The following is a 26,447-nucleotide window of genomic DNA, read 5'->3' on the forward strand; positions in this document are numbered from 1 at the left end:
TAGTTGTACGGAGGAACAATCAATCATGTTAAAAAAGAATATTTCGAATAACTATGAGAAGAGCATGTATTGATCAATACATGCTCTTTATATTTTTTTATATTAGTGTTAGGAATGAAAGGTGATCAAATTTCATTTCAAATCTAAACTTCCGTACTTTTTTATTGTAACTTTTATTCTAATAGTTTTGTGGCAACATGTACTTTGGAAAGTGAACCGTCTCTATTTCTAAAAATAATTTTATATTCACCTTCAGGAAGCCAATCACTCCAATATAAATTACATTCACTAATAGTTCGTTCTTTACGTGTTAAAGTTCTGTCAATCATCCAAGAGCCTTTCATTCTATATAAATCACATATTATTTGTGTTTTTTTAATAGCGGACAAAATATATCGGATTATGTATGTGAAAAAAATATTGATAGAATTGAAAGAATATTTTATAATTTTAAATTATATATTTGTTTCGAAAAACGGAATTTAAGTTCCAAAATTCGGAACAAGAGGGAGATAGAATGAGTATAAATAAAACGGCAGTTAAGACAATGGATATTTTAGAGTTGTTTTATGAGCATGAAGAGCTAAGTTTAACAGAGATGGTTCAGCTTACGAGTATGCCGAAAACATCTGTTTATCGTTTAATTGGCTCGTTAGAAGAAATGGAGTTTTTACAAAAAAACGAGAAGGGGAAATATCGTCTAGGAGTCGTTTTTTTACGATTCGGTCAACTTGTTTCACAAAGATTATCAGTAAGAAATATTGCGATTCCCTATATGAAAGAGCTTAGAGATAGTTTAGGGCAGGCAGTTAATTTAATTATTCAAGATGGTAATGATGCGATTTATGTGGAAAAGATGGAAGGTGCTCAGCCTGTACGCGTGTATACAGCGGTTGGTAGAAGAGCTCCACTTTATGCGGGTGCATGTCCGAGAATTTTACTATCGTATTTCTCTGAGGAAGAGAAGCAGAAATACGTAGAGGAAACGGATTTAAAACAGTTTGCGGATGGAACCATTGTGGATAAGGAACAATTGCTAGAAGTGTTACAAATGGCGAAAAAGGAAGGACACACAATTAGCTACTCTGAGTTAGAAAATCATACAGCCGCTATAGCAGCGCCCATTTTTGCAAGTGATGGAACGGTTGTAGCGGGGATTAGTATTTCGGGATTAGCAATTGAGTACAGCGAAAGTAACATTTCATATTTTATTGCGAAGGTGAAAGAAACAGCACATCGCATTTCGAAAGAACTCGGCTTTTTGGCATAGAAAGAGGGAGTGGGATGAAATTTTCTGCGTTAGGGGATCAAGCAATTACTGTTACATTTGGTGAAGAAATTGAGATGGAGACATACGAAAAAGTGCAGCGATTATATCAAGCGTTGAGGCGGCACCCGTTTACAGGAATGGTTGAGTGTGTGCCGTCTTTCACTTCATTAGCGGTCTACTACAATGTATACGAAGTATGGAAGCGAAATGGGAGAAGTGAAGGGTCATATCATCACGTTTGCCGGTATATAAAGGAGCTTTGTAATTCGTATCAAGAAGAATTAAATCAGGATGTGAAACATATTTCTATACCTGTTTGCTACGGGGGAGAATATGGACCTGATTTAGAAGAGGTTGCACATTGTAGAGGATTGCGAGCGGAGGATGTTATTCGTATACATAGTGAAACAACATATTTTGTATATATGTTAGGTTTTACACCAGGATTCCCGTATTTAGGAGGACTATCAAAAGAACTAGAAACACCTAGAAAAGAAACGCCACGGTTACAAATACCTCCTGGTTCGGTAGGTATTGGTGGAAATCAAACAGGTATATATCCGCTTGAAACGCCGGGTGGATGGAATATTATTGGCCGAACTCCAATCTCCTTATTTAATCCAGAAGAAGAAACACCAACCTATATTCAAAGCGGTATGTATTTACGATTTATCCCAATAACGAAGGAAGAGTACGTATCACTTGAGGGGGCTAAAAAATGGATGTAGAGGTTTTACATGCAGGGATGTTTACAACAGTCCAAGATTTAGGGCGGTCTCATTATCAACAATACGGTGTACCAGTTGGCGGGGCCATGGATCAAAGTGCACTTCGGATGATCAATATGTTGGTCGGTAATGAAGAGAATGAAGCAGGACTTGAAATGACAATTATGGGACCTAAATTGTTAATAAAGAAAACGACTTTACTTGCGATTGGCGGAGCGGATATGGAACCTTTACTGAATGGGGAGCGTATTCCATTATGGCGTCCCATTTTTGCAGAAGAAGGTAGCATGCTTTGTTTTGGAAAAGTGAAAAGTGGTTGCAGAGCGTATGTGACTTTTGCAGGTGGTATACATATTGATCGTACGATGGGAAGCAAAAGTACATACATACGTGCTGCGATTGGTGGTATTGAAGGAAGGATGCTGAAAAAAGGGGATTATTTTCAAATTGATACGCACACAGAAATGGCAAGTCGTTTCATTCAAGATTTACAAAAGAGTGAGCAAATCAAAACGAAATGGGCAATTAGCAGCAGCGTACTGCCAAAGTATAAGAAATATCCTAAGCTGCGCGTCATAACTGATTTTGAATATGATCAATTTACAGAAGAAAGTATACAGGCGTTTTTTACGAAAGAGTATAAAGTATCTAATTACGCTGACCGTATGGGCTATAGGGTTGAAGGAGAAGTTTTAAATAGAGTGGAAGAAAAAGAGATTTTATCAAGTCCCGTTACATTTGGGACCATTCAAGTTCCTAATGGTGGACAGCCGATTATATTAATGGCAGATAGACAAACGACAGGTGGCTATCCGAGAATGGGAAATATCATTTCAGTAGATTTACCTCTTCTTGCTCAGTTAAAACCGGGGGACTATGTTTCTTTTGAGAAAATTACGCTGGAAGAAGCGGAACAATTGTACATAGGACAAGAAGTAAATATGAGTCTATTAAAGAAATTCATCGCTTTACGAAGCTGACACTAGGAGGGAAATATTGTGACGACAATCGATTTAAACTGTGATTTAGGAGAAAGTTTTGGAGCTTATACAATGGGGAATGATGATGAAATTCTTCCGTTCGTTTCCTCTATAAACGTTGCTTGTGGTTTTCATGCGGGTGATCCGACTGTAATGAGGAAAACGGTCGAAAAGGCACTGCAGCATAACGTAGCAATTGGCGCGCATCCTGGTTTTCCTGATTTAATTGGATTTGGAAGAAGAAACATGAATGTGTCAGAGAGTGAAGTATACGATTATGTATTGTATCAAATCGGCGCATTAGACGCTTTTGTGAAAGCGGCAGGAGGGAAAATGCATCATGTAAAACCGCACGGTGCTCTATATAATATGGCAGCGACTAATCCGGAAATTGCAGATGCAATTGCAAAGGCAATTTATGATAGTAATCCAAATCTATTACTTTACGGATTAGCAAATAGCGAAGCTTTTATACAGGCTGCAGAAAAATACAATATAACTCTCGTACAAGAAGCTTTTGCAGATCGTACGTATAAGCAAGATGGGACATTGACGAGCCGGACAGAAGAAAATGCACTTATAAAAAATGAAGATGAAGCGATAAAGCAAGTGCTACAAATGGTGAAAGAAGGCTATGTAAACGCGGTGAGCGGAGAGAAAGTAGCAGTTCAAGCGAAAACCATTTGTTTGCATGGTGATGGAGAGAAAGCATTGCAATTTGCGAAAAAAATATACAGAACATTCGAACTTAATGGTATTTCTATTTGTGCATCGAAATAAAAAATAGGGGGAAGTACTGGGATGATTAAATTAATCGGGATACTACTTGTTGCAGTTGGTTTTTTATTTAGATTAAATACACTATTAGTAGTTATGGTTGCAGGTATTGTTACTGGTATGGTTTCAGGATTAAGCTTTTATGATGTGATCAGCATGTTCGGTAAATTTTTCATAGAAAATAGATATATGTCTATGCCAATTATATTAACTTTACCGGTAATCGGCATTTTAGAGCGTTACGGTTTAAAAGAAAGAGCAGAAGCACTTATAACGAAATCAAAAGGCGCAACAACTGGAAGAGTATTAATGTCATATTTTACGATAAGAGAATCATCAGCAGCACTTGGACTGAACATTGGTGGTCATGCGCAAACAGTAAGACCGCTCGTTGCGCCAATGGCAGAGGGAGCTGCGCAAGGTAAGTATGGTAAGTTACCTGAAAAGTTAAGAGAAAAAATTAAAGCAAACGCAGCAGCTGCGGAAAATACAGCTTGGTTTTTCGGAGAGGATATATTTATCGCGACAGGTGCGATTTTATTAATGAAAGGATTCTTCGATTCAGTAGGTATGCATGTCGGTGTGTGGGATATGGCGCTTTGGGGCATTCCAACTGCAATATCAGCGCTTATTGTGAGCTGGATCAGATTTAGAAGATTTGATAAATATATAGCGAAAACGATGACATCAAAAGAAAAAGAAGAGAAGGAGGCAATATAAAATGAACATCATCACAATGGATACAATTTATTACGTATTAGGTATAATCGTGGCCTTTATCGCTGTTCGTATTGCATTTGATCGTGAACATCCAAACCGATGGGGTTCTAGCTTATTTTGGGCGTTATTTGCAGTTACATTTTTATTCGGAAATGTAATCCCTTCGTTTTACGTTGGTTGTATCGTGCTCGCTATGGTCGTGTTAGCTTCATTAAACAAAGTAACAAAATCAGAGGAGAAAGAAGTACCAGTACAAGAACGTGTAAAACATGCTGAGAAATTAAAAAATAAAATTTTTATGCCTGCACTTTTAATACCTATTTTTACAATTATCGGTACGTTAACGTTAGGGAAAATCAAATGGGGAAATGTTTCCCTTGTTGATCCAGATAAAGTAACGCTAGTAGCATTAGCACTAGGGGCATTACTTGCATTCGTTGCAGCGATGCGTATTACAAAATCGAAAATAACAACGCCTGTACAAGAAGGAAGCAGACTATTACAAGCTGTCGGCTGGGCTGTCATTTTACCACAAATGTTAGCAGCACTTGGCGGTATTTTCGCGAAATCTGGCGTTGGACAAGTCGTTTCTGATTTAGTCGGTCAAGTATTACCGACAGAGTATCCGTTTGTAGCTGTTATGGCATATTGTTTAGGAATGATGCTCTTTACAGTCGTAATGGGAAATGCATTCGCAGCGTTTGCCGTTATTACTGGCGGAATTGGCTTACCTTTAATTGTTCAAATGCACGGAGGAAACCCAGCGATTATGGCAGCACTCGGCATGTTTGCTGGATATTGCGGAACACTACTTACTCCAATGGCAGCAAACTTTAATATCGTTCCGGCAATGCTTTTAGAGCTAAAAGATAAGAACGCAGTTATTAAAGCGCAAGTACCAATTGCTCTTTCAATCTTTATCATCAATATGTTTATTATGTACGGCCTTGTATATCGTTTCTAATTAGGAGGGAAAACTATGAAAACAGTATTACTAACAGGATTTGATCCGTTCGGCGGAGAAAGCATCAATCCAGCTTGGGAAGTCGCAAAAAGTTTGCACGAAAAAACAATCGGAGAATACAAGATTATTAGTAAACAAGTACCAACTGTATTTCATAAATCAATACAAGTATTAAAAGAGTATATAGAAGAACTAAACCCTGAAATGATTATATGTATCGGACAAGCTGGGGGCAGACCAGATATTACGATAGAGCGTATCGCAATTAATATTGATGATGCAAGAATTGCTGACAATGAAGGGAATCAGCCGATAGATGTACCGGTTGTAGAAGGAGGACCGGCTGCCTATTGGTCTACGCTTCCGATGAAAGCAATTGTAAAAAGACTGCAAGAAGAAGGCATACCAGCTTCCGTTTCACAGTCAGCAGGTACATTTGTTTGTAATCATTTATTCTATGGTCTCATGCATGAATTAGAGAAACGTGATAAGGAAATAAAAGGCGGATTTATTCATATTCCGTTCTTACCAGAGCAAGCGAGTAATTATCCAGGGCAACCGAGTATGTCACTTTCTACTATTAGTAAAGGGATAGAATCGGCAGTAGAGGTAACGACGACAGTTGAGGTGGATATTGTGGAAGTTGGGGGCACGACGCATTAAATAATAGTAGATTAGAGAGGGCTAATGTGGCCCTCTTTTTGTATTTGTATGAAGATGCAAAAAAGAGGTTGTTGTAATAGGAGCAGTCTAACATATACGGAATTGTTCCAAATAAAAGGAAACTTTTTAAATAGTTTCTTAATGATGTAGAATTTTCGTCTATATGAATGGATAAAAAGTTAAGTTCTGATAAACTCAAAGACATACAAAGTAATGATTTTAAAATGGTGTGATAAAAAATATTACACCATTTTTATGTAAAATAAACAGAGTGAATTTTTGCCATTAGTAAAGTATAACTGGGTAAGAGATAATCATGAGAATTGTTAATTGTACTATGATTTTTCAAAACTGATAAATTTAAATATAAGTACGGTAAGAATGCAATATTTATCTAACTTTTACAAAAAAGAGTAACCCGTTTGGCTACTCTTCACATAGAAATTTATATTTGTTTATTTCAATAAGAGACCGTTATTGAAGTCCCTTCATGAAATTTTGGATTTTTGATGATAATGCAAACAGCAGGATGCTAACTAAAATGGAGATAGCACCAATAATACCAAAGTAAATTGCTTCTGTTGCAGGATTATACAGTTTAACAACTTGGGCATTTATTGCTTGCGCAGACGCAGTTGATAAGAACCATAAGCTCATTGTTTGCGAAGAGAAAGCAGCTGGAGCCAGCTTCGTCGTTATTGATAACCCTGAAGGAGATAAACAAACTTCTCCAATTACAATTAAAAAGAAGCTAAGGACTAACCACATAGGATTCACTAGAGAGTGAGTACCGTTGATTAAAGCCGGAATAATCATAACTAGGAATGATAAACCTGCAAATAGCAATCCAATGGCGAATTTTTTTGCCGTTGAAGGCTGCTTCTTGCCTAACTTTATCCAAACCCATGCAAAAATCGGGGCAAGCGTTACGATAAAGATTGGACTTAATGATTGGAACCAAGCGGAATTCAATGTAATTCCATTAAACTGTAATTGAGTTCGTTGATCTGCGTATGTCGCTAAGATAATAGCACCTTGTTCTTGTATAGACCAAAATATTGTAGCTGCAATAAAGAGTGGTATATACGCAAGAAGACGAGATTGCTCTACTTTTGTTGTTTTAGGACTACGATACATATAAATGAAATAATAGGCTGGAATAACAATCCCTAAGATGCTAATCAGGAATGTAAAACGATTTATAGTTAACAACCCAGTTGGAATTGTAACCACACCTAGCAATGTTAATACAACCAGACCAACACTGAAATACTTAATAGTCTTTTTTCTTTCCGAATCTGATAATGGATTAGGTACTTGCGTACCGACTAGACCAAGGTTTTTCTGTTTTGTTCCAACAAATACCCCTAACCCAATTGCCATACCAATTGCCGCAACTCCAAAACCAAGGTGGAAATTATATTGCTGACCTAATGTTCCGACAACTAAAGGTGCAAGTAAAGCACCTAAGTTAATACCCATGTAGAATATACTGAACCCGGAGTCACGACGCGCATCTGTTTCACTGTATAAACTTCCTACGATGTTCGATATGTTAGGCTTCAACAGCCCTGTTCCTAGAACTAAGAAGACCATAGAGATAAATAACGCACTTTTACTACCCGGTAAAGCTAAAATAATATGGCCAATCATAATTAAAATGCCACCAAAGAATACGGTTTTACTTGGACCAAATAAACGATCCGATATCCATCCACCAATAATACTAGACATGAACAGTAAGGAACCGTAAATTGCCATTATCGAGGTTGCGGTAGATTGTTCAATTCCTAATCCACCTTTTGCGACCGAATAGTACATATAATATAGTAAAATAGCTCTCATTCCGTAATGAGAAAATCTTTCCCAAAACTCAGTGAAGAATAAAGAGAATAATCCTCTTGGATGCCCAAAAAATCCTGTTTGAGGAATACTTTGAACAAGTTCGTTTTTTTCTTTCATAATGTTAATATTACCCCTTGTTAATTTTTTTATATTATACAAGTATAACTTAAGAGGCTCCCAGTAGTCCATAAATATCTAAGTCTATCTATGAAGAAGAGCAGCCTTCTGGCTGATTTTTAAACGAATTGAAAAATCGTTATATTCTTAAAATCGGTTTGGATTTTCGAAAGGTTTTATGCCAGTTTGCAGAATTAAAATTAAATAACTTTATTTTAATTGAACAGTAGTTATCTTTGAAACTTTAATTACACCCAAAAGAGTTGGGGGTTAATTCATGCAATGAAGTAAGTAAAATGAATTGTACAACACCTCCTGTAAACAACTGGTATAATAAGTATAGGAAAATACATAGAGGTGATTTTTGTGCAACATTTCGAAGAAGTACGTTCAATTTTAGAAAAAGCGAAGAAAATTACGGTGTTAACAGGTGCTGGTGCAAGTACGGAAAGTGGTATTCCAGACTTTCGTTCAGCAAATGGATTGTATGCTGATGCGAATGTGGAGATGTATTTATCAAGAGGATATTATAATAGAAATCCGAAAGAATTTTGGAAGCATTATAAGGAAATCTTTCAAATTAATACGTTTCATCAATATAAACCAAATCATGGGCATCACTTTTTAGCTGAATTAGAAGAACAAGGGAAAGACATTACGATTTTAACGCAAAATATTGACGGTTTACATCAATTAGGTGGTAGTAAACATGTCATTGATTTACATGGAACGCTTCAAACAGCACATTGTCCGAAGTGTAAAGCGGGGTATGATTTGCAGTATATGATTGATCATGAAGTGCCTCGCTGCGAGAAGTGTAATTTCATCTTAAATCCAGACGTTGTTTTATACGGAGATACATTGCCGCAATATCAAAATGCGATACAACGTTTATATGAAACAGATGTACTTATCGTTATGGGAACGTCATTAAAAGTACAACCTGTCGCTTCATTCCCGGAAATCGCAAAGAGGGAAATAGGGGCAACGACAATCTTAATAAATGAAGAGTTAACAGGGCAAGAATATAACTTTGATTTTGTTTTTCAAAATAAGATTGGTGAGTTTGTTGAAGGGGTATCGTCGGTTAAATAAGTTATTATTTTTATGGAAAACTGAGGTGTATAGAGAACACCTCAGTTTTTTGTTTGAATAAAATTCATGTTATGACGTATGAAGGGGAATGGTAATAAATAGGTTATAAAATTAAAAAACTGAAAATTAAATCTTTTATTTCTTTAGTAATTAATATAAAATTCTATATATATCATATAAATAAATTTGATACATAATGGTTCTATGTAAAAATGTTAATAGAATGAAGCGAGGGAGCGAAATGAGACAGAAAAAGGAGCAGAAAAAACAATCGAAAAAGAAAAAGACTCATATTCCTTTTCGGTTAAATGTACTATTTTTTATCGTCTTTCTTTTATTTTCAGCTATTATAATTCAATTAGGTAAAGTACAAATCATTGATGGAGAAACGTATAGAAATGAAGTGAACAAAAAGGAAGATGTAACGGTAAGCACACCTGTTCCTAGAGGGAAAATGTTTGATCGGCAAGGTCAAGTGATTGTAAATAACAAACCACTACGAACCGTTACATATACGAAAATGAAAGGGGTAGATTCGAAAGAAGTTTTACAAGTAGCAAGACAGTTAGCACAGCTAATAGAAATGTCACCAGAAGATATAGATAAGTTGACAGAAACAGATAAGAAAGATTTTTGGATGCAATTAAATGAAAAACGTGCCGTAGCAAAAGTGACAAAAGAAGATGAGAGTACATTTAGGAAGCAAGAGATAGAAGGGAAAGAATTAGATAAAAAAGTAGAAGAGTTACGTAGGGAAAGAATTACACAAGAAGAATTAAGTGAACTTTCAAAAGAGGATTTAGAAGTACTAGCAATTAAAAGTAGGATGAATGCGGGATATAAAATGACGCCGCAAATCGTTAAAAAAGATGTAAGTCAAAATGAATACGCAGTCGTAAGTGAAAGATTGGCAAGTTTGCCAGGAGTGGATACGACAGTAGATTGGGAACGTGAATACCCAAATGATAAAATACTTCGCTCAATCCTTGGTAGCGTTTCTACTGAAAATGAGGGCTTGCCAAGAGAACAGTTAGATTATTATTTAGTGCGTGATTATAACCGAAATGACCGTATTGGTAAGAGTTATATCGAGAAACAGTACGAAGATGCATTACATGGAACGAAAGAGCAGTCGAAAAATATTACAGATAAAGCGGGAAATATTATTCGAACTGAAAAAGTGACCGAAGGAAAAAGTGGTAACAACTTAATGTTAACAGTAGATATGGAGTTACAGAAAAAAGTAGAGCAAAGTCTTGAAAAGAATTTACGAGCATTTCATTCGGCAGAGCCAATGATGGATCGTGCGTTCGTTGTAATGATGAACCCGAAAAATGGGCAAATATTATCAATGGGTGGAAAGAAAATTGTAAATAAAGATGGCGGCATGCAAATAGAAGACTTCGCTTTAGGGACGATGACAAGTTCTTATGAGTTAGGGTCAACTGTGAAAGGGGCTACGTTATTAGCCGGATATCAAACTGAAACAATTAAGCCGTATACGCATTTCTTTGATGCACCAATGTATTTTAAAGGAAGTGCTAAGCCAAAGAAATCGTGGAAAGATTTTGGAGATATTGATGATTTAAGAGCTTTACAAGTTTCATCAAACGTCTATATGTTTAATACAGCATTAAAAATGGCAGGTATAAATTATGTGCCAAACAATCCGTTAGACATTAAAAAAGAGACATTTAATAAAATGCGTTACTACTTTAGACAGTTTGGCTTAGGTGTACCAACAGGTATTGACTTGCCGAATGAATCGATTGGTCAAATGGGTAGAACGGATGACATACCTGGTTTTTTACTTGATTATGCGATTGGACAGTATGATACATATACGCCGCTTCAACTTGCTCAATATATGTCAACAATTGCAAACGGCGGTTACCGAATGAAACCACAAATTGTACAAGAAGTGAGAGAACAACCACATAAACCAGAGGATGTTGGAAAAGTTGTTCGGTCTATTGAACCAGTTATTTTAAATCGAGTGGATATGGACACTTCATATATTAATCATGTAAAAGAAGGATTTAGAAGAGTTTTTCAAGAAACTGACGGGACAGGTACTGCAACGTTTAAAGGATTACCGTATAAACCAGCTGGAAAAACAGGAACAGCTGAAACCGTATATGGAGGAGAAAGTGAAATTGGAAGAGATGAAAACAATAACCGAAAAAAATGTTATAATTTAACTCTTGCCGGTTATGCACCATATGATGCTGACCCGGAAGTAGCTTTTTCAGTTGTTGTACCATGGGTGAATGATGACAAATCGGGAATTAATTCTGCGATTGGTAAAGAGATTTTGGATGCATATTTTGAATTGAAAGCAAAAAGAGCGGGTGGAAATCCAGTCCCAGTAGAACAGCCGAATAAGGCCCAGTAAAAATAGTATCACTGCATGGAGACATATTGTGCAGTGATATATTTTTTGAGTTAAAAAGCGTTTAAATAAGGTGGGAATGGATATGAAACAGGAGATGAAAAGAGGCTGGGGGAAATACATACTCTTCGTGTTTGTTTTGGTAGTAGCCTATCATTCTTTTACTTTATGTAAAGTGGAAGGGAAATCGATGCAACCAACTTTATATGAAGAAGACTACGTATTTGTAAATAAAGCAGCAGTACATTTTTCTAATCTAGAGCACGGAGAAATTGTCATTATAAAGGAAGAGGATGAGTCGAAATATTATGTAAAACGAGTAATAGGACTTCCTGGTGACGTAATTAACATAACGAATGGATCAGTATATGTGAATGATAAAAAGCAAGAAGAACCGTATACAAATAAAGATTTATTCAATAATACGCAAGTGTTTTACAACTTTCAAAAGACAAAAATCCCGCCAAATAAGTTATTTGTAATGGGAGATAATCGTGAACTTAGTAGAGATAGTCGAAATGGTTTAGGATATATTGAAGAAGATAATATAATAGGCAAAGTGGAATTTGTATATTATCCTTTTTCAAAAATGAAGATTATAGAATAAGTGGGGGATGAACAAAACCCCTCACTTATTAAAGTTTCACTTTATCTTCTTTAAAAAACCTTTTGGATTAAATGAAATGAAAAACTTATGCTTGGATTCATCGATTATGAAATTGTTATTTTTAGTTAAAAACTCTTCTACAGCTTCCATTGGACCAGGGCCCCAATCAGGAGAGAGGGGATTTCCGTTAATACTTGTATCTTCTACAATCAAGTAACTGCCTTTTGTTACAATAGATTTATAAAGTAACAGTTCTTTTGAGACATGCTCTTTACTATGATCTGAATCTAAAATAACTAAAATCACATCATCAGGTTTGCGCATAGTTAATATTGTTTGGACGGCCTGTACAGAAACAGAGGAAGCTGTTAAATACGTAATTCGATCATGTGATGGTCGATTTGGTTGAGGGAATATATCAATAGTAAGTACATGACCTTTTCCAATTAAATCTAATAAAGAAGCTAAATACAGTGCGCTACCACCATAACACGTACCACATTCAATAATTAAATCGGGTTTTAATTCGTAAACAATTTCTTGATACAAAAAAAGATCAGTGGGAAGTTTGAGAATGGGGACACCAAGCCAATGTGTATCATATAACCAGACTCGACTATCGTAATATTGTTTTAAAAATTCGCTACTTATGTTATCGATTTTGAACACTCCTTTCTGAAACGAAAGTTGTACAATATAATATGTGAAATATAATTATAAGGGGAATGTTTTTTAATAAAAATGAGCAAAATACCTCATTAAAAACCAATTGTTTGTATAAGAAAAAAACTTAATTCAGCAAGTTTTAATCAAAATGCAATTTAAATATGTAGATGAGGGGAAAAGGAACGTATGTATAAGTACACAATTTGCTTCATTAGAAAAGGAAATGAAAATGATGTGAAAGAGATAACTTAAATTATGGCATTCAAAAGTGAGGAAGAACTAAATGAAGCTATCCAAGAAGCTAAAGCAAGTCTAGCAATAGAGAGTATGATTATTACAAAAGAAATGGAAAAAATTATTAAAGCGAAGGTAACAGGAAAGATAACGCACGAGCAATTTATTACATTAGCTGATGCGATTGCGAGACGCGAACTTATTTAATGATCTAGAAGCTACCACAAAATTTTGCTAAATAAACGGGAAAAAAGAGATGTTAGATCCAACTCTCAGACTGTAGACAAACTATTTTTTTGAGGGTTCAGATGCTAAAAAATAGTTTGTTTTTTTCTTTGTGGATAATTTATCCAACGGTATATATACGTAGTACGTTCTATGTTACAATTTACTATAAGTGAGGAAGGAAGGTGTCTTATGAAAATATCTGTTTATGTTGCAAGTGCATTTAGCAAGGATCATAAAGGTGGAAATAAAGCAGGAGTGGTATTTATGGAGAATACATTGACCACTACTCAAAAAATGGCAATAGCCAAACAACTGGGCTATGCGGAAACCGCATTTATATCAGAATCTGAAGTTGCTGATTATAAAATTGAGTATTTTACACCAAAAGAGGAAGTTGATTTATGTGGTCATGCCACAATTGGCTCTTTCGCCATACTGATGCATGTAAATAAACTTTTCAAGAATTGCTATACGATTGAAACGAACAGCGGTGTTCTTACTATTACCATAAAGGATGACGTCATATTCATGGAACAAAACGAACCGATATTCTATGATGTTATATCTCCAAATGAGTTTATCGACTGCTTTGACATTAAAGATATAGACAATACATACCCAATTCAAATTGTCTCCACGGGCTTAAAAGATATTTTAGTTCCTATAAAAAGCGAAACACAATTACATACACTGGAACCTAATTTTGAAAAAATTAAAGCAATCAGCAAGTATTATAATGTTGTCGGGATGCATCTATATACTTTTAATGACAATCGAATTATATGCAGAAACTTTGCTCCACTATACGACATCAATGAAGAAGCGGCGACTGGAACTTCAAACGGTGCATTAGCTTGCTACCTTTATGAACAGAACTACTTACAAAAAGAAGTCTATGTATTTGAACAAGGTTATTCTTTACACTCGCCTTCCGAAATATTAGTTAAATTAGCAACCAATAGCAATAATAAAATAGAAAAAGTTTATGTTGGTGGCAAAGGCTATTACTGTGAAACGAAGTGTTTGAATATAGAAAACATTGAGTGAAAATAAAAAAAGAGATGGTAGATCCATCTCTTTTTCATTTCCATATGCTTCATGATTAGCTACGAATCGACTTAATCATAAAACGATGTTGCTTCACATCAAAATAACTTTTTTGTAAGATGATTTCATGTATACGATATAATTCCTCATAATACCTTTCAACAGTAAAATCTGGAATTTGCCACGGAATCGCTTTTAAATAATAGACGATAGCGCCAATGTCATAAAAGCGTTGAAAAGGGAACTCTTCTTTTTCTTCTAAAATAGTAAATCCATTTTGCTTTAACTCAATGCAAGCTGCTTCGAGCGACCAACTTGCAAATTCGTTATTTAGCGGCGTGTTAAACTGCTCATTTAGTTCCGCGCAATCGAGACCACCAACTTGTTGTGTAAGGAAAATTCCATTTGGAGAAAGGATTCTGTTTACCTCATAGGCAGTATAGGATTCATGTTGATTCATGATTAAATCAAACTGACCATCTTGAAATGGTAAAGCAGTATCATCCGTTACCTCTATAACTGTAACCCCTAAAGGCTCTAATTTCTTCCGAGCAATTGGCACGTTTGGAGCATAGCCCTCAGTCGCATAAATAGTTGACGGAAACGGTTGTAACATAGATAAAAACTCCCCGCCGCCAGTCCCCATATCGAGCATGGATTCTGCATGCTGCATAAGTTGGAAAGCAGTGCTGCCGTACGACCACGATAAAGGCTCGCTCTTTATTCGACCCGTTTCTGAAATGAATGAGAAATCCCAACCGCTAAAATTTGTATTAGCACTTTCTAATAAAGTTAAAAATAATGGATCACGTTTCATAAATTTGTCCTCTTATTTCATAAATGAATGATATGATGAGAAAAGAAAAAGGGAGGACCTCTTATGAAAGATAAGCGGTTTTACGTTTCATGTTCGAATAGATTCATATTAATTCGCTCCTTGTAAGAATGGTTATTTATATATTCGGGATAAGTAAGTGAAAGTCCTTTGAATTTGTGAGGGAAGGTTATGCTATTCAATAATCCGGCTGTAGAATGGGATAGCGCAATACATATGGATTACATGCACTTTTATATGTTTGAATTTTCTTGAATTATCTCTTGAACCTCTAGTTACTTTAGGTTTTATAATGAATTTATAATTTTAATAGGGGGATTTAGATGAAAAAGGATAAAAAGTTTTCTATCGGAGAATTCTCAGAAAAAACGGGAATACCAATTCCTACTTTGCACTATTATGATGAAATCGGGTTATTACAACCTGAAAAGAATCCTTCCTCACGGCACCGCATTTACAAGTATCAAGATATTATAACCTTACAAAAAATTCTAAGTTTAAAATTTCTAGGCTATAGTCTAGATAAAGTCGCTAATTTGTTACACGAATCAAGTTTTGATGTTGATTTGAATGAAAGTTTGTCTCTCCATTTGCAAGTGTTAGAAAGTGAAAAAGAAAAAATTGAGCAATCAATGCAAGCAATTAAAAGAGTAATGAAGTTAGTCGAAGAGGAATGTGAAATAGATAGTACAGTATTATTTAGTCTTATTTACGGTATGAATACAGAACATACACATAAAGAATGGATGAAACGTCATGAGTTAACGGATATCGTGGAAGAATTATCAAAGAAACGAGAAGAAGATAAAATTGCTTTGGATAAAACGTTTATTCAATTGTCTAAAAAGGTTAAACAATTATATGGTAAACCAGTCGAGGATTCGAAAGTACAAGAGATGGTTAAGGAATATATAGAAGAGTCTTTTTCATTTCTTAATGAGGATCTGATACAAAAGTTAGCTAATACTAGTGTGGAAGAACTGGATATGCAAGAACTTGAAAATATGATACCTTCGCCTTTCACAGAAGATGAACAAAAATGGCTTAATGAAGCGATGGAATATTATGTGAAGCAAGTAGAAATGGAATAGGAATAGATTTTATGAGTGTTTAGCTTCATCGAAATAATGCTATAGACCTTTCAGTGAAGGAGGGGAATTACGTTTGTTATTGCTTTATTCAAAAGAAAGAAACGCTTATGCTTCATTTTTGAAGTATAAGCGTTTTTGTTTAAAATACTCAAAAAGAAAAATCTTTTGGTAAAGTATCATTCTTTATCACTGTTCTTAACCCATGTTTTATAATCCAAGGGTTAATCGGAAGTTTGCTATCCCGTAATTGCTGCAACCATTGAAAAACGAGTTCTCTATCTTCTTTCGTAATATCGTTAATATGATTGGCTACTGATTTTTGGACATATTTAGAAGGATCATTCATTAATGGTTCAAGAAGTTGTAAATTGTTCTTAAAGTCACCTTTCAGTGCTCCTATTTTTTTAGCCCAAGGAAGTCTTGGTCTTGTACCTTCGGAAACTAATCTCCTAATGTGGCTGTTTTCGTCATGAAGCCACTGTTGTAATATGTCTAGTGTGTCTTCATGGTATGTTTCAAGAAAAGGACGAATAGCATATTCAGCAGTATTCCTTTTTGTTATCTCATACATGGCATGAAAAGAGGATTGGAAATGGTTAAGTCCATATTTTTCAACGTATTTTGCAATAGGCATGTACATATATCCGTTTGTAAATGTACCTACTTCTGTTGTGTTTTCTGGTCCCAATGTTTTCAGTAAAGTATGTATTGCTCCATTAAAATCTTTTTGTAATGCAGTATGTAATTCATCTGCTATTACTTCTATACGCTGCTTTAACTCTAAATTTTCAACTTTACATGTTACAGAATCTACAAAGATACATTTAGAGAAAGTAGGATCGTGTTTACAAATAGAATCAGCCATTTTTTCTACTAATTCTTCATTAAATAAAAATTTTAACGGAACATATTTACCCATTTTTTCACCTCATTGATAAGATAAAACAATTTCTATTTTTTAATCGACAACCCATAAACTAAAGTCTCACTCGGAGTCGTAATACTAAAACCTGTCGTCTTATAATCAAGTTTCACCGTATCACCAGTGTAGTCTTTCGTGAATGAATCCATTTGTACGATAAGGTCTGCATCTTCATATACAACATCATCTGCATCATATGTATCCCAAATTAAATCCACATCAACGAAAATACTACAAGAGTTTGTCATTGTCCCTCTAATGCGAATGATCTTTTTGTCTTCACGTTCTAATCTATGTATAGCTGCTTTTGCTTCATCAGTAATGCGAATGTTCATGGTATCCCAACCTTTATGTATATTTCCTTTATTATTGCAAAAACAGGAGAAATAGGGAAGGGAGAAGCATCGGAATAAAAAACGAGCAAACAAATTTGTTTGCTCGTTTTACTTTATTTTAGTTCACATTTATCAAGTGGAATCACTTTCGTTTTTTTCGTAAATTTATATCCTAACCATAGTACTAAAAAGAGTGGTAAACCGATGTAAGAAACGAGTACGCCGTTCCAATCGATTGCTTCGCCCATAAATGCGCCGTAGTTTTGACCTAAAATGACGATGACACAAAGTGCAAATGCGAAAATTGGACCGAACGGGAACCATTTTGCTCTATATGGTAAGTCTTTTAAATCTTTTCCTTGTGCGATATATGCTTTACGGAAACGGTAATGACTAATTGCAATTCCGACCCATGCGATAAAGCCAGACATTCCAGATGCATTTAATAACCAAATGTATACAACGCCGTCACCGAATAAAGAAGCAATGAAAGCGATACTACCAACAATTGACGTTACGATTAATGCGTTAACAGGTACACCGCGGCTGTCTAATTTGCCTAAGAATTTTGGTGCTTTTCCTTGGCGAGCTAAGTCCCAAAGCATACGAGTTGATGCATACATTCCAGAGTTACCAGCAGATAGTACTGCCGTTAAAATAACAGCGTTCATAACAGAAGCAGCAAAAGCAACGCCAGCTTTTTCAAAAATAAGTGTAAATGGACTTACTGTTACATCACTTGCAGCAAGGCTTTCTGTTGTATAAGGAATTAATAAACCGATAACGAGAATCGCAAGAATATAGAATAAAAGAATACGCCAAAAGATAGAACGAATCGCTTTCGGAATATTACGCTCTGGATCAGATGTTTCACCAGCAGCAACTCCTAATAATTCAGTACCTTGGAATGAGAAACCAGCTGCCATAAATACACCGATAATTGCCATGATACCGCCATTAAATGGTGCATCTGCAACAGTGAAGTTTTTGAAGCCAACAGTTTCGCCACCCATAATTCCAAAAATCATCATGAAGCCGACAATTAAAAAGATAATAATAGTAACTACTTTAATAAGTGCAAACCAATATTCAGATTCACCAAACCCTTTAACAGATAAATAGTTTAAAAGGAAAATAATAGCTAAACATAATCCGCTCCAAATGAGGGAAGGGGTATCTGGGAACCAAAATTTCATAATTAATGTTACAGCAGCGAGTTCAGCAGCAATTGTAATGGCCCAGTTATACCAATAGTTCCATCCAAGTGCAAAGCCAAGGGACGGATCAACAAATTTTGTTGCATATGTGCTAAAAGATCCGGTAACAGGCATGTAAGCTGCGAGTTCAGCTAAGCTTGTCATTAAGAAATAAACCATAATTCCAATTGCAGCGTATGCGACTAGTGCACCGCCAGGACCAGCTGAATGGATGACACCACCGCTGGCAAGAAATAGTCCGGTACCAATTGTACCACCGAGAGAAATCATTGTAAGGTGCCTTGATTTTAAACTACGTTTTAATTCACCTTTTCCATTTGTAGTTTGTGTTTCAGAGGTAGTTTGATTTGTTGCGCTATTCATGTTCAACACTCCTTTTCTTGTAAGATAGGAAGGAACGGGGGAGAAAAATACAAAAAACCGCCAAAGGAATTTGGCGGAACGTTTCACAAATAACCACCCCATCATACCCTTCCGTTAAGATAGCACCCCACGTTTACACGGTAATTTTGTAAACGTGACAGTTCTGTTCCTTTCGGAGACAGCCCCAGCTCATATTTCCAGAGAAGAAATATAAACTTCGGCAACTTTTCCTTTCAAACGGAGTCGGTGACATTCTCTGTGTCTCGTCCGTTTTACTCATAAAAGTCGCAACCTCTACCTCATCGGATTGATGAGGATTTGATATATTGCTAAGATTTTTAATATATGGCAATTGTAATGACTTTCTGAATATATTGCAAGATATTTTGTTAGGAAAAGTCAAAAAATATCGGTTATTGTATAGGAAACGCTTGCAAAACTCCACCCGAACCTACTGTTATGTAACAAAAAATAAAGAAACAAATTGTTATACAAATGTTTCGCAAAAAATATTGAAAAACCCTTTAAAATTAAAAGAAAATTCAGAAAATATAATTCGACATAACTAACAAAAGAGGATTATTCCTTAAATTCGTTTCAAAGAATAAGTATAAATCTGATGAATAGAATGAATATTCTCTTTATTTCTGGTAAAATTGAGGTATTGTTTAATTGAAAAGGGGAAATCAATATGAAATTAGAAACAGAAAGGCTCTATATAGTGCCGTGTACAGAAGAGCGTATTCACGTTGCTAACGAGCAAGGATATAATAGTGGTCCACATATTGTAGGACATGTAGAAAATGTAAAACAAGATGCGGCTTTATTACCTTGGGGCGCGTGGTATGTCATTCGAAAAGAAGATGACATCGTTCTAGGTGATATAGGGTTTAAAGGGAAACCAAATGAGGAACATACAGTAGAAATTGGTTACGGATTTATTGAGAAATATTGGAATAAAGGATATGCGACAGAAGCTGTAAGTGAACTAATAAATTGGGCTTTTCAAACAGGAGAGGTAGAAATGATTATCGCGGAGACACTTCTTGAAAATGAAAGCTCGATTCGTGTATTAGAGAAATTACATATGAAGAGAATTAGCAATACAGAAACGATGATTAATTGGAAAATAGAAAAATAAAAAATACCGCCCGAAGTATATCAGGCGGTATTTTTATCGTTATGGTAGCATTTGTTTTTGATCATTCGGATATCCGGCTGTCGGTGCGTTAGAACGCTTGGAATGATTACGAACAGCAATGAAAATAGAAATAATAACGACAAGACCAACTGCTACGTAAGAAAGTGAAATAATAGTTGGATCCACTTTAAATGTAGTAAGCAGTGTACGAATGTTTGTAAAGATTATAAGGCCCCCAACTAATACGCCAAGTAAATGAGAAGGAACGATGCGTACTAACCATGCAGCGATTGGTGCTGCAACGATGCCACCAAGCATGAGAGAAAATACCCAAACCCAACTTACTTGTTCCCAGCCAAGTGAAATGAAAAAGCCGATTGTTGCTGCGAGTGAAACAGGAAACTCACTCGTATCTACAGATCCGATAACTTTTCTAGCTTCATTTCCCCTTGCCAAAAGCACAGGTGTTGTAATTGGGCCCCAGCCACCTCCACCTGTTGAATCAACGAATCCTGCGAATAAGCCAAGCGGAACAAGCTGTTTAGCTGACATACGTTTATTTGAAGTGACAATTTGTTTTTGAATGATGAATCGTAATAAAATATAAACCCCTAAAGTAAATAAAAATATGGAAATGTACGGTTTAATTACATCACCAGGTAAATTGCTTAAAAAACATGCCCCAATAAATGCGCCAATTGCTCCTGGTAATGTAAGCCTGGAAACGGTATATTTATCCACGTTTCCAAATTTGATGTGTGATGCACCAGAAGCAGCAGTTGTAACAACTTCAGCTAAATGAACTGATGCAGATGCAACGGCCGGAGCAATACCAAACATTAATAAAAGTGAGGTAGATGTTACCCCGTACGCCATTCCAAGCGCTCCATCGATTAATTGAGCGAAAAATCCGATAATAGCAAAGACAATTAATTTCTGCATAAATAATCCCCCTGTAATAATAAATGAAAAAGACACTTTTCCCGTATGAGAAAAGTGCCTTTGGTTTTTCCAATCAGCAATAATTAAATTTGTTTTATTATAATACATATTAATCGTATAAATCAACTAGGTTTTAAAGTTTTTGAATTGAATGAAAGAAAAATAAAATATACAATAAAAGGATGGAGAGAAGGGGGAGAAAGACATGTTACGATTTGATCATCTCGTACACGCAGTACATGGTACACCGGAGGAAGCGGCAAACCAAATGCAGGAGCATGGATTTCATACTGTAGTAGGCGGAGAGCATACTACTTGGGGTACTTGGAATAGTTTGTGTTATTTTGATTTATCCTATATAGAATTTTTAGCAGTTCAGCATGAAGAAAAAGCGAAGAAAGCAGACAATCCATTAGTACAAGAAACAGTAGTGAAATTACAAGATGGAGAAGGAATGTTACAAATCGCCATTCGAACAGATGCAATTGAAGAACTAGTAGTTAAATTTAATAAACATGGATTACATACGATAGGACCATTTGAAGGGAAACGAATGAGAAAAGATGGCCGACTATTAGAGTGGAAAATGTTATTTGTAAAGCAAGAAGAGAACGGGCCGAAATTGCCTTTCTTTATACAGTGGAATGAAACGGATGAAGAAAGAAGAAACGATTTACGTAACATAGGAACAATCACTGCACATAAAAACAACGTACAACAACTTGAAACGATTCATTACGCAGTGAAAGATGTTCGAAAAACAGTCCGGAAGTGGAAAGAAGTAATGGGACTAACTGCAAGCCAGGCCGTGAAAAATGAAGAGTGGAATGCGGAGTGTCAAAGTGTATCGTTTGGTGATGTTCATGTACAGTTTTGTGAACCAATTGGAGAAGGATTAGTACTAGAACGTTTGAAGCATCATGGCGAATATCCTTTTGCAGTGGAGTTTAAAGGTGAAAATAAACGAGAGCATGAAGTGCTAGGTAGTTTGTACATATATTGATAGAGGTGAACGTTGTGCAAGAAATGCTTAGAGAGATAGAGGGAAAACTAGAATGGCCTCGTATTGCAAAGTGTACAGCTATTTCAAAAGGTTTTTCACATGAAGAGAAATATAAAATAGAATTAGAAAACAGAGTAACATATTTTGTGAAAGTATGTGATGCTGTTCATTTTGAACGCAAACAAGAAGAATATACGTATATGAAACAATTAGAGTTATTACATATTCCAACGCCTAAGTTAATTCATTTCATAAAGCTTGAGGAATTAAATAAATGTATTCAAGTATTTGAATGGATCCAAGGTGTAAATGGTGAAGAAGGTTTAGGGAAGTTAACGGTGGAAGAACAGTATCATGCGGGAAGAAAAGCAGGGGAAGTATTAAAGAAGATTCACTCAATTGAAAGAGAAAGTGCAAGTAATAAATGGGAAACGGTTCGATGGAATAAATACGAAAGATACGTAGAAGCGTTAGCAAACTATGAAATAGATTTCCTTGATTTGAAACCAGTATTAAGATTTGTAGGGGAGCATAAACAATTAATGAAGAATCGTCCAATCACATTTTTACACGATGACTTCCATCCAGCAAATAGTATGATTCTTAATAAGGAATTTATCGTTATCGATTTTGGAGGATATGATTTTGGCGACCCAATACACGATTTTTATAACGTAGCGATTTTTACTACAAGAATAAGTAAACCATTTGCGGTTGGACAAGTTCACGGATATTGCGGAGGCGAACCATCGCTTCATTTTTGGCAACTGTACTCATTATATGCAGCAATGACATTCCCAGCTGATATCGTATGGACAAACCGAAGTACGCCACATTTAGTAGATGATATGAAGGAAAGATTGAACGGAATTTTAGAAGATCATAATCATTTTTCATCCTATATTCCAAAATGGTATCAATCACAACATGAGGATATAATAAACAATAAGTAATGGAGGGATTTATATGGATAAAATAGCGGTAATTTCAGATATTCACGGTAATATTCCGGCATTAGATTCTGTACTGAAAGATATTAAAGTAAGAGGAATTGAGCACATCATTTGTCTTGGAGATCTAGTTGGAAAAGGTCCTCATTCTAGCGAAGTGATTGAAATCATTCGTAAAGAATGTGATGGAGTTGTAATGGGGAACTGGGATGATTTTATTACAAAACCGACTGAATTTCAGGCGTTAAAATGGCATCAAAAACAACTATCGGAAGAACAAAATGACTATTTAAGAAACTTACCATTTTCAATCGAATTTTATATGAGCGGCAAACTCATTCGTATGTTCCACGCTTCGCCGAGAAGTTTATATGAAAGAATTCAACCACATGCCTCAAGAGAAGAACGGATTAGTATGTTCGAAAACAGTGAGCTCACAGAGAATATAGAAGGGGAAAGAAAACCAGATGTCGTTTGCTACGGTGACGTTCACCAAGCATTCGTTCAAAATTTCAGAGGGAAAACGTTATGTAATGCTGGTAGTGTTGGAAACCCGCTTGAAATTACACAAGCTTCCTATTTAATATTTGAAGGAACATACAATGAAAAAGAAGCCACAAGCTTTTCCATTCAACTCGTACGTGTGCCGTATGATATTGAATTAGCTATCAGACTAGCAGAAGAACTCGATATGCCAGAAATTGAAGAATACAAACAAGAATTACGGACTGCTTTATATCGAGGGTTTAAGGGAAAGTAAGCCAATCATAATATATCAACGATTTTTCAAATATATCTATCGTAACTTAAAATATATCAACGATTTTTTCGATATATCGACTTACCGACAAATAGTGACATAAACTCTTGTTCATAATAATATTATGTAAACTAATTGTAGGAGGAATATCATGAACCGAAAAGAACGAATCACAGAAATTGCAGATCACATATTAAAGCTAAACTTAACCCATCCAACAAGAGTTGGAGTAAGTGGTATTACAGCTTCAGGAAAAACAACATTTGCAAACGAGCTAGCGGAAGAAATAAAAGAACAAGGAGTACGAGTAACACGCGCCAGCATTGACGATTTTCATAATCCGAGAGCAATTCGATACGCGCAAGGAAAAGAATCTGCAAGAGGGTATTATGAAGATGCACACGATTATACAGCTTTCAAAGAAAGATTATTAAAGCCTTTAGGGCCTAACAGGAATTTACAATATGAAACGATTTCTCATAACTTAATAACGGATATACCTGTCCATAATGGGCAGCTATTGGCTCAACCTAATATGGTACTAATAGTAGATGGGACGTTTCTATTGAAAAAAGACGTAGAGCATTTATTTGACTATAAAATTTTCGTAGATACAGATTTTGAGATTGCGAGAAAACGTGGTGCAAAGCGCGAGACTGAGGCTTTTGGAAGTTATGAAGAAGCTGAGAAAAGGTTTTTAAACAGATATCATGCGGCCTGTAAGATGTATATAGATGAGCATAATCCGAAAGAGTGTGCGGATGTTGTATTTCAGAATATTGATTTTCATAATCCCGTAGTTGTATTTAAAGGAATTTAAAATCGTTTATATAGCAAAAAATCGTGAAAGGAGATGCTTTGGATGGATAAAAAAGATAATCCGAACGATTGGCCTATGTGGGCGAATGAGTCAGTAGAGATAGTTAATGCAAATCCTGATTGGCAAGATAAAGGCCGATGTGAAGAACAGCAACTATATGAACTGCTTGCTCCTCTCGGTATAAGCAAAGTAATACATATAGGAAGTACATCCATACCTGGTTTACCAGCAAAACCTATCATTGATTTAATGGCTGAAATAGACTCATTTGATAGAGTACAACATATTTCAGCGAAATTGGCCATATATAATTGGCATTATGTAAGCCCAGAATTAGATGAAAGACCTTGGAGAAGGTTCTTTGTGAAAATTAAGAATAATAGGCGTGTAGCGCACCTGCATTTGATGGTTAAAGGAACTGAGCGATGGGAGCAACAACTTTTATTTCGTAACCGCTTACGAGAGAATCCACAATTAGTTTATGAGTATTCAAACCTTAAACAAGATTTAGCTAAAAGATTTAAAGAAGATAGAGAAGCCTACACAAAAGCTAAAACAGATTTTATTAAAAAAGTTCTAAAATGATTTAATTTTTAATTGTAATTACGTTTGAATATAAAAGAAAAAACATACTGTATTTTATAGCTTAAACTGACAGGAAATGCATGTAAAACAAGTGAAAGACTGCGATGTTCTAATGTATTTCCTTTTATTTATCAGGATAAATTATATATAATTGAATCAAGTTCATAGAAAGATAGGTATAAAAACGATTCTAAAAATCGACTTGATTTTATGAAAAAAATTAAAGGGAATAAGGCGAAAATATGTTAATAAAGTAAAAAGGGGACAAGAAATATAATGAATGAAGTACTAGAACTAAAAGAAGAACTACTACAAATTAAAAATAATAATTATGCTGTACCAGAAGACGTAGATGCATATCCATATGCACAGTGGATGCTAGATTATATCGGTTCACCTGATGCTGAATTACGTGATGATTTAATTTATAGTACGCTTCACACATGGATTACAAATGATGTATTTAGACAAAAAGAGTTACGAGGATTAATGTTACAAGCAATTAGTCCTGATTATTTATTTTATAAAATTGGTGAAAAAGGCACAGACTCTGTATTTAAACGTGCATTCTCCGTATTAATTCCGCCACTTATTTTATCTGTTCATGAGAGAGAACCGTTGTTATCGGAAGAGCAACTGTACAGTGTAGCAGAACAAGTGCTGGAATATGTATATTTAGAAGAAGATGTAAGAGGCTACGTAGAAGGAAAAGGCTGGGCACATTCTACGGCGCATGCAGCAGATGCACTCGATGCTTTAGCACGTACTATACAAAATCGTGAGTTTTCATATGCGATATTAGCTGCTGTTCGCCAGAAAGTTCGATTAAGTGATTACGTATATGTCCACTTTGAAGATGAGAGATTAGTAGCGCCAATTATGTCGTTACGTAACCAAAATCTTTTAACTGAAGAAGAGTGGAGCAATTGGCTACATAGTATAGCAACGGTTGAAGACATCCGACATCCACAGCATGCTATTTTAGTACAAAATATTAGAACTTTCCTAAGAAGTTTTTATTTCAGAGCTTTAGAGACAGAAGGTAGTACAGCCTTTACAGATGATATATTGGAGACTTTGAAGGATTTGCGTAGGTATTAAAAAAGGGAATATAAGAAAAGAATAAGACTAAAAAACCGATTATACTTGT

27 protein-coding genes, 1 pseudogene and 1 riboswitch are annotated in these 26,447 nt (G+C 35.5%); of the genes and pseudogenes, 20 read left to right on the plus strand and 8 right to left on the minus strand.

Going from position 1 to position 26,447, the window contains the following annotated elements:
• Positions 1-173 precede the first annotated feature (173 nt).
• Positions 174-353 (minus strand): annotated as a pseudogene (locus tag AABL52_RS12030) (hypothetical protein); the annotation flags it as partial.
• 164 nt (positions 354-517) lie between these two features.
• Here AABL52_RS12030 and AABL52_RS12035 point away from each other — a divergent pair.
• Genes AABL52_RS12035 through pcp form a run of 7 tightly spaced genes read left to right on the plus strand, consistent with a single transcriptional unit; the run spans position 518 to position 6,102 of the window.
• Positions 518-1,270 (plus strand): IclR family transcriptional regulator, encoded by a 753-nt coding sequence (locus tag AABL52_RS12035; protein WP_341519493.1) that lies wholly within the window; start codon positions 518-520, stop codon positions 1,268-1,270.
• A 14-nt stretch (positions 1,271-1,284) separates the two neighbouring features.
• On the plus strand, positions 1,285-1,998 hold the full coding sequence (gene pxpB / locus AABL52_RS12040; RefSeq protein WP_341519494.1) for a 5-oxoprolinase subunit PxpB: 714 nt from the start codon (positions 1,285-1,287) through the stop codon (positions 1,996-1,998).
• The gene (locus tag AABL52_RS12045) at positions 1,989-2,978 is read left to right on the plus strand and encodes a biotin-dependent carboxyltransferase family protein (protein ID WP_341519495.1); all 990 of its coding nucleotides are present in this window, start codon (positions 1,989-1,991) and stop codon (positions 2,976-2,978) included. The genes pxpB and AABL52_RS12045 overlap by 10 nt, the downstream gene beginning before the upstream one ends.
• A gap of 18 nt (positions 2,979-2,996) precedes the next feature.
• The gene (gene pxpA / locus AABL52_RS12050) at positions 2,997-3,758 is read left to right on the plus strand and encodes a 5-oxoprolinase subunit PxpA (protein WP_341519496.1); all 762 of its coding nucleotides are present in this window, start codon (positions 2,997-2,999) and stop codon (positions 3,756-3,758) included.
• A gap of 21 nt (positions 3,759-3,779) precedes the next feature.
• Positions 3,780-4,475 carry a DUF969 domain-containing protein gene (locus AABL52_RS12055; RefSeq protein ID WP_000593388.1) on the plus strand — a complete coding sequence of 232 codons (696 nt, stop codon included), beginning with the start codon at positions 3,780-3,782 and terminating at the stop codon, positions 4,473-4,475.
• A gap of 1 nt (position 4,476) precedes the next feature.
• On the plus strand, positions 4,477-5,439 hold the full coding sequence (locus AABL52_RS12060; RefSeq protein WP_098096428.1) for a DUF979 domain-containing protein: 963 nt from the start codon (positions 4,477-4,479) through the stop codon (positions 5,437-5,439).
• A 15-nt stretch (positions 5,440-5,454) separates the two neighbouring features.
• Entirely contained in the window at positions 5,455-6,102 is a 648-nt protein-coding gene (gene pcp, locus AABL52_RS12065) for a pyroglutamyl-peptidase I (RefSeq protein ID WP_341519497.1), read from the plus strand.
• A 474-nt stretch (positions 6,103-6,576) separates the two neighbouring features.
• On the opposite strand, the gene AABL52_RS12070 is transcribed toward pcp, so the two are convergent.
• On the minus strand, positions 6,577-8,064 hold the full coding sequence (locus AABL52_RS12070) for a peptide MFS transporter (RefSeq protein WP_341519498.1): 1,488 nt from the start codon (positions 8,062-8,064) through the stop codon (positions 6,577-6,579).
• Positions 8,065-8,421: 357 nt separating this feature from the next.
• On the opposite strand from AABL52_RS12070, the gene AABL52_RS12075 reads away from it, so the two are divergent.
• The 3 genes from AABL52_RS12075 to lepB all read left to right on the plus strand — a co-directional run bounded on the left by AABL52_RS12075 (position 8,422) and on the right by lepB (position 12,158).
• Entirely contained in the window at positions 8,422-9,159 is a 738-nt protein-coding gene (locus AABL52_RS12075) for an NAD-dependent protein deacylase (protein ID WP_341519499.1), read from the plus strand.
• Positions 9,160-9,400: 241 nt separating this feature from the next.
• Positions 9,401-11,554, plus strand: a complete 2,154-nt coding sequence (locus AABL52_RS12080; RefSeq protein ID WP_341519500.1) for a peptidoglycan D,D-transpeptidase FtsI family protein — start codon at positions 9,401-9,403, stop codon at positions 11,552-11,554.
• An 82-nt stretch (positions 11,555-11,636) separates the two neighbouring features.
• Positions 11,637-12,158 (plus strand): signal peptidase I, encoded by a 522-nt coding sequence (lepB, locus tag AABL52_RS12085; RefSeq protein WP_098274003.1) that lies wholly within the window; start codon positions 11,637-11,639, stop codon positions 12,156-12,158.
• 36 nt (positions 12,159-12,194) lie between these two features.
• Here the strand turns inward: lepB and AABL52_RS12090 are convergent, their stop codons facing one another.
• Positions 12,195-12,827, minus strand: a complete 633-nt coding sequence (locus tag AABL52_RS12090) for a cephalosporin hydroxylase family protein (RefSeq protein ID WP_341519501.1) — start codon at positions 12,825-12,827, stop codon at positions 12,195-12,197.
• 252 nt (positions 12,828-13,079) lie between these two features.
• On the opposite strand from AABL52_RS12090, the gene AABL52_RS12095 reads away from it, so the two are divergent.
• Both AABL52_RS12095 and AABL52_RS12100 read left to right on the plus strand, forming a co-directional pair.
• Positions 13,080-13,265, plus strand: coding sequence for a hypothetical protein (locus AABL52_RS12095; RefSeq protein WP_341519502.1), 186 nt, complete (start codon positions 13,080-13,082; stop codon positions 13,263-13,265).
• 210 nt (positions 13,266-13,475) lie between these two features.
• Positions 13,476-14,333 carry a PhzF family phenazine biosynthesis protein gene (locus AABL52_RS12100; protein ID WP_098257736.1) on the plus strand — a complete coding sequence of 286 codons (858 nt, stop codon included), beginning with the start codon at positions 13,476-13,478 and terminating at the stop codon, positions 14,331-14,333.
• A 55-nt stretch (positions 14,334-14,388) separates the two neighbouring features.
• On the opposite strand, the gene AABL52_RS12105 is transcribed toward AABL52_RS12100, so the two are convergent.
• Complete coding sequence (locus AABL52_RS12105) at positions 14,389-15,150, minus strand: class I SAM-dependent methyltransferase (RefSeq protein WP_341519503.1); 762 nt, start codon at positions 15,148-15,150, stop codon at positions 14,389-14,391.
• A gap of 341 nt (positions 15,151-15,491) precedes the next feature.
• Between AABL52_RS12105 and AABL52_RS12110 the strand changes: the two genes are divergently transcribed.
• The gene (locus AABL52_RS12110; protein WP_341519504.1) at positions 15,492-16,259 is read left to right on the plus strand and encodes a MerR family transcriptional regulator; all 768 of its coding nucleotides are present in this window, start codon (positions 15,492-15,494) and stop codon (positions 16,257-16,259) included.
• A 148-nt stretch (positions 16,260-16,407) separates the two neighbouring features.
• Here the strand turns inward: AABL52_RS12110 and AABL52_RS12115 are convergent, their stop codons facing one another.
• The 3 genes from AABL52_RS12115 to AABL52_RS12125 all read right to left on the minus strand — a co-directional run bounded on the left by AABL52_RS12115 (position 16,408) and on the right by AABL52_RS12125 (position 19,096).
• Entirely contained in the window at positions 16,408-17,178 is a 771-nt protein-coding gene (locus tag AABL52_RS12115; protein WP_341519505.1) for a DNA alkylation repair protein, read from the minus strand.
• A gap of 32 nt (positions 17,179-17,210) precedes the next feature.
• Complete coding sequence (locus tag AABL52_RS12120) at positions 17,211-17,516, minus strand: iron-sulfur cluster biosynthesis family protein (RefSeq protein WP_141545264.1); 306 nt, start codon at positions 17,514-17,516, stop codon at positions 17,211-17,213.
• Positions 17,517-17,629: 113 nt separating this feature from the next.
• Positions 17,630-19,096 carry an amino acid permease gene (locus AABL52_RS12125; protein ID WP_341519506.1) on the minus strand — a complete coding sequence of 489 codons (1,467 nt, stop codon included), beginning with the start codon at positions 19,094-19,096 and terminating at the stop codon, positions 17,630-17,632.
• A 112-nt stretch (positions 19,097-19,208) separates the two neighbouring features.
• Positions 19,209-19,401: riboswitch (Lysine riboswitch) on the minus strand.
• Between the two features lie 386 nt (positions 19,402-19,787).
• Here AABL52_RS12125 and AABL52_RS12130 point away from each other — a divergent pair.
• Positions 19,788-20,237, plus strand: a complete 450-nt coding sequence (locus AABL52_RS12130) for a GNAT family N-acetyltransferase (protein ID WP_341519507.1) — start codon at positions 19,788-19,790, stop codon at positions 20,235-20,237.
• A gap of 39 nt (positions 20,238-20,276) precedes the next feature.
• Here AABL52_RS12130 and AABL52_RS12135 read toward each other — a convergent pair whose 3' ends face one another.
• On the minus strand, positions 20,277-21,287 hold the full coding sequence (locus AABL52_RS12135; protein WP_002072193.1) for a sulfite exporter TauE/SafE family protein: 1,011 nt from the start codon (positions 21,285-21,287) through the stop codon (positions 20,277-20,279).
• Positions 21,288-21,384: 97 nt separating this feature from the next.
• Between AABL52_RS12135 and AABL52_RS12140 the strand changes: the two genes are divergently transcribed.
• The 6 genes from AABL52_RS12140 to AABL52_RS12165 all read left to right on the plus strand — a co-directional run bounded on the left by AABL52_RS12140 (position 21,385) and on the right by AABL52_RS12165 (position 26,398).
• Entirely contained in the window at positions 21,385-22,182 is a 798-nt protein-coding gene (locus AABL52_RS12140) for a VOC family protein (protein ID WP_341519508.1), read from the plus strand.
• 14 nt (positions 22,183-22,196) lie between these two features.
• A complete protein-coding gene (locus AABL52_RS12145) occupies positions 22,197-23,135 on the plus strand; it encodes an aminoglycoside phosphotransferase family protein (protein ID WP_341519509.1) in 939 nt (312 codons plus the stop codon).
• Positions 23,136-23,148: 13 nt separating this feature from the next.
• Positions 23,149-23,892 carry a metallophosphoesterase family protein gene (locus AABL52_RS12150; RefSeq protein ID WP_341519510.1) on the plus strand — a complete coding sequence of 248 codons (744 nt, stop codon included), beginning with the start codon at positions 23,149-23,151 and terminating at the stop codon, positions 23,890-23,892.
• 151 nt (positions 23,893-24,043) lie between these two features.
• Positions 24,044-24,712: a hypothetical protein gene (locus AABL52_RS12155; protein WP_341519511.1), complete on the plus strand. Its 669-nt coding sequence runs from the start codon at positions 24,044-24,046 to the stop codon at positions 24,710-24,712.
• A 42-nt stretch (positions 24,713-24,754) separates the two neighbouring features.
• Positions 24,755-25,297, plus strand: a complete 543-nt coding sequence (locus AABL52_RS12160; RefSeq protein WP_341519512.1) for a GrpB family protein — start codon at positions 24,755-24,757, stop codon at positions 25,295-25,297.
• Positions 25,298-25,573: 276 nt separating this feature from the next.
• Entirely contained in the window at positions 25,574-26,398 is an 825-nt protein-coding gene (locus AABL52_RS12165; protein WP_340420382.1) for a DUF2785 domain-containing protein, read from the plus strand.
• Positions 26,399-26,447: the final 49 nt, after the last annotated feature.

The organism is Bacillus paramobilis (genome assembly GCF_038096195.1).
In the GTDB taxonomy this organism is placed as follows: Bacteria; Bacillota; Bacilli; order Bacillales; family Bacillaceae_G; genus Bacillus_A; species Bacillus_A mobilis.

Coding starts and splice junctions, on each gene's coding strand:
- AABL52_RS12035 (WP_341519493.1), top strand. CDS start 518: ATGAGTATAAATAAAACGGCAGTTAAGACAATGGATATTTTAGAGTTG.
- pxpB (WP_341519494.1), top strand. CDS start 1,285: ATGAAATTTTCTGCGTTAGGGGATCAAGCAATTACTGTTACATTTGGT.
- AABL52_RS12045 (WP_341519495.1), top strand. CDS start 1,989: ATGGATGTAGAGGTTTTACATGCAGGGATGTTTACAACAGTCCAAGAT.
- AABL52_RS12055 (WP_000593388.1), top strand. CDS start 3,780: ATGATTAAATTAATCGGGATACTACTTGTTGCAGTTGGTTTTTTATTT.
- AABL52_RS12060 (WP_098096428.1), top strand. CDS start 4,477: ATGAACATCATCACAATGGATACAATTTATTACGTATTAGGTATAATC.
- pcp (WP_341519497.1), top strand. CDS start 5,455: ATGAAAACAGTATTACTAACAGGATTTGATCCGTTCGGCGGAGAAAGC.
- AABL52_RS12070 (WP_341519498.1), bottom strand. CDS start 8,064: ATGAAAGAAAAAAACGAACTTGTTCAAAGTATTCCTCAAACAGGATTT.
- AABL52_RS12080 (WP_341519500.1), top strand. CDS start 9,401: ATGAGACAGAAAAAGGAGCAGAAAAAACAATCGAAAAAGAAAAAGACT.
- lepB (WP_098274003.1), top strand. CDS start 11,637: ATGAAACAGGAGATGAAAAGAGGCTGGGGGAAATACATACTCTTCGTG.
- AABL52_RS12095 (WP_341519502.1), top strand. CDS start 13,080: ATGGCATTCAAAAGTGAGGAAGAACTAAATGAAGCTATCCAAGAAGCT.
- AABL52_RS12100 (WP_098257736.1), top strand. CDS start 13,476: ATGAAAATATCTGTTTATGTTGCAAGTGCATTTAGCAAGGATCATAAA.
- AABL52_RS12105 (WP_341519503.1), bottom strand. CDS start 15,150: ATGAAACGTGATCCATTATTTTTAACTTTATTAGAAAGTGCTAATACA.
- AABL52_RS12110 (WP_341519504.1), top strand. CDS start 15,492: ATGAAAAAGGATAAAAAGTTTTCTATCGGAGAATTCTCAGAAAAAACG.
- AABL52_RS12115 (WP_341519505.1), bottom strand. CDS start 17,178: ATGGGTAAATATGTTCCGTTAAAATTTTTATTTAATGAAGAATTAGTA.
- AABL52_RS12120 (WP_141545264.1), bottom strand. CDS start 17,516: ATGAACATTCGCATTACTGATGAAGCAAAAGCAGCTATACATAGATTA.
- AABL52_RS12125 (WP_341519506.1), bottom strand. CDS start 19,096: ATGAATAGCGCAACAAATCAAACTACCTCTGAAACACAAACTACAAAT.
- AABL52_RS12130 (WP_341519507.1), top strand. CDS start 19,788: ATGAAATTAGAAACAGAAAGGCTCTATATAGTGCCGTGTACAGAAGAG.
- AABL52_RS12135 (WP_002072193.1), bottom strand. CDS start 21,287: ATGTATTATAATAAAACAAATTTAATTATTGCTGATTGGAAAAACCAA.
- AABL52_RS12140 (WP_341519508.1), top strand. CDS start 21,385: ATGTTACGATTTGATCATCTCGTACACGCAGTACATGGTACACCGGAG.
- AABL52_RS12150 (WP_341519510.1), top strand. CDS start 23,149: ATGGATAAAATAGCGGTAATTTCAGATATTCACGGTAATATTCCGGCA.
- AABL52_RS12155 (WP_341519511.1), top strand. CDS start 24,044: ATGAACCGAAAAGAACGAATCACAGAAATTGCAGATCACATATTAAAG.
- AABL52_RS12160 (WP_341519512.1), top strand. CDS start 24,755: ATGGATAAAAAAGATAATCCGAACGATTGGCCTATGTGGGCGAATGAG.
- AABL52_RS12165 (WP_340420382.1), top strand. CDS start 25,574: ATGAATGAAGTACTAGAACTAAAAGAAGAACTACTACAAATTAAAAAT.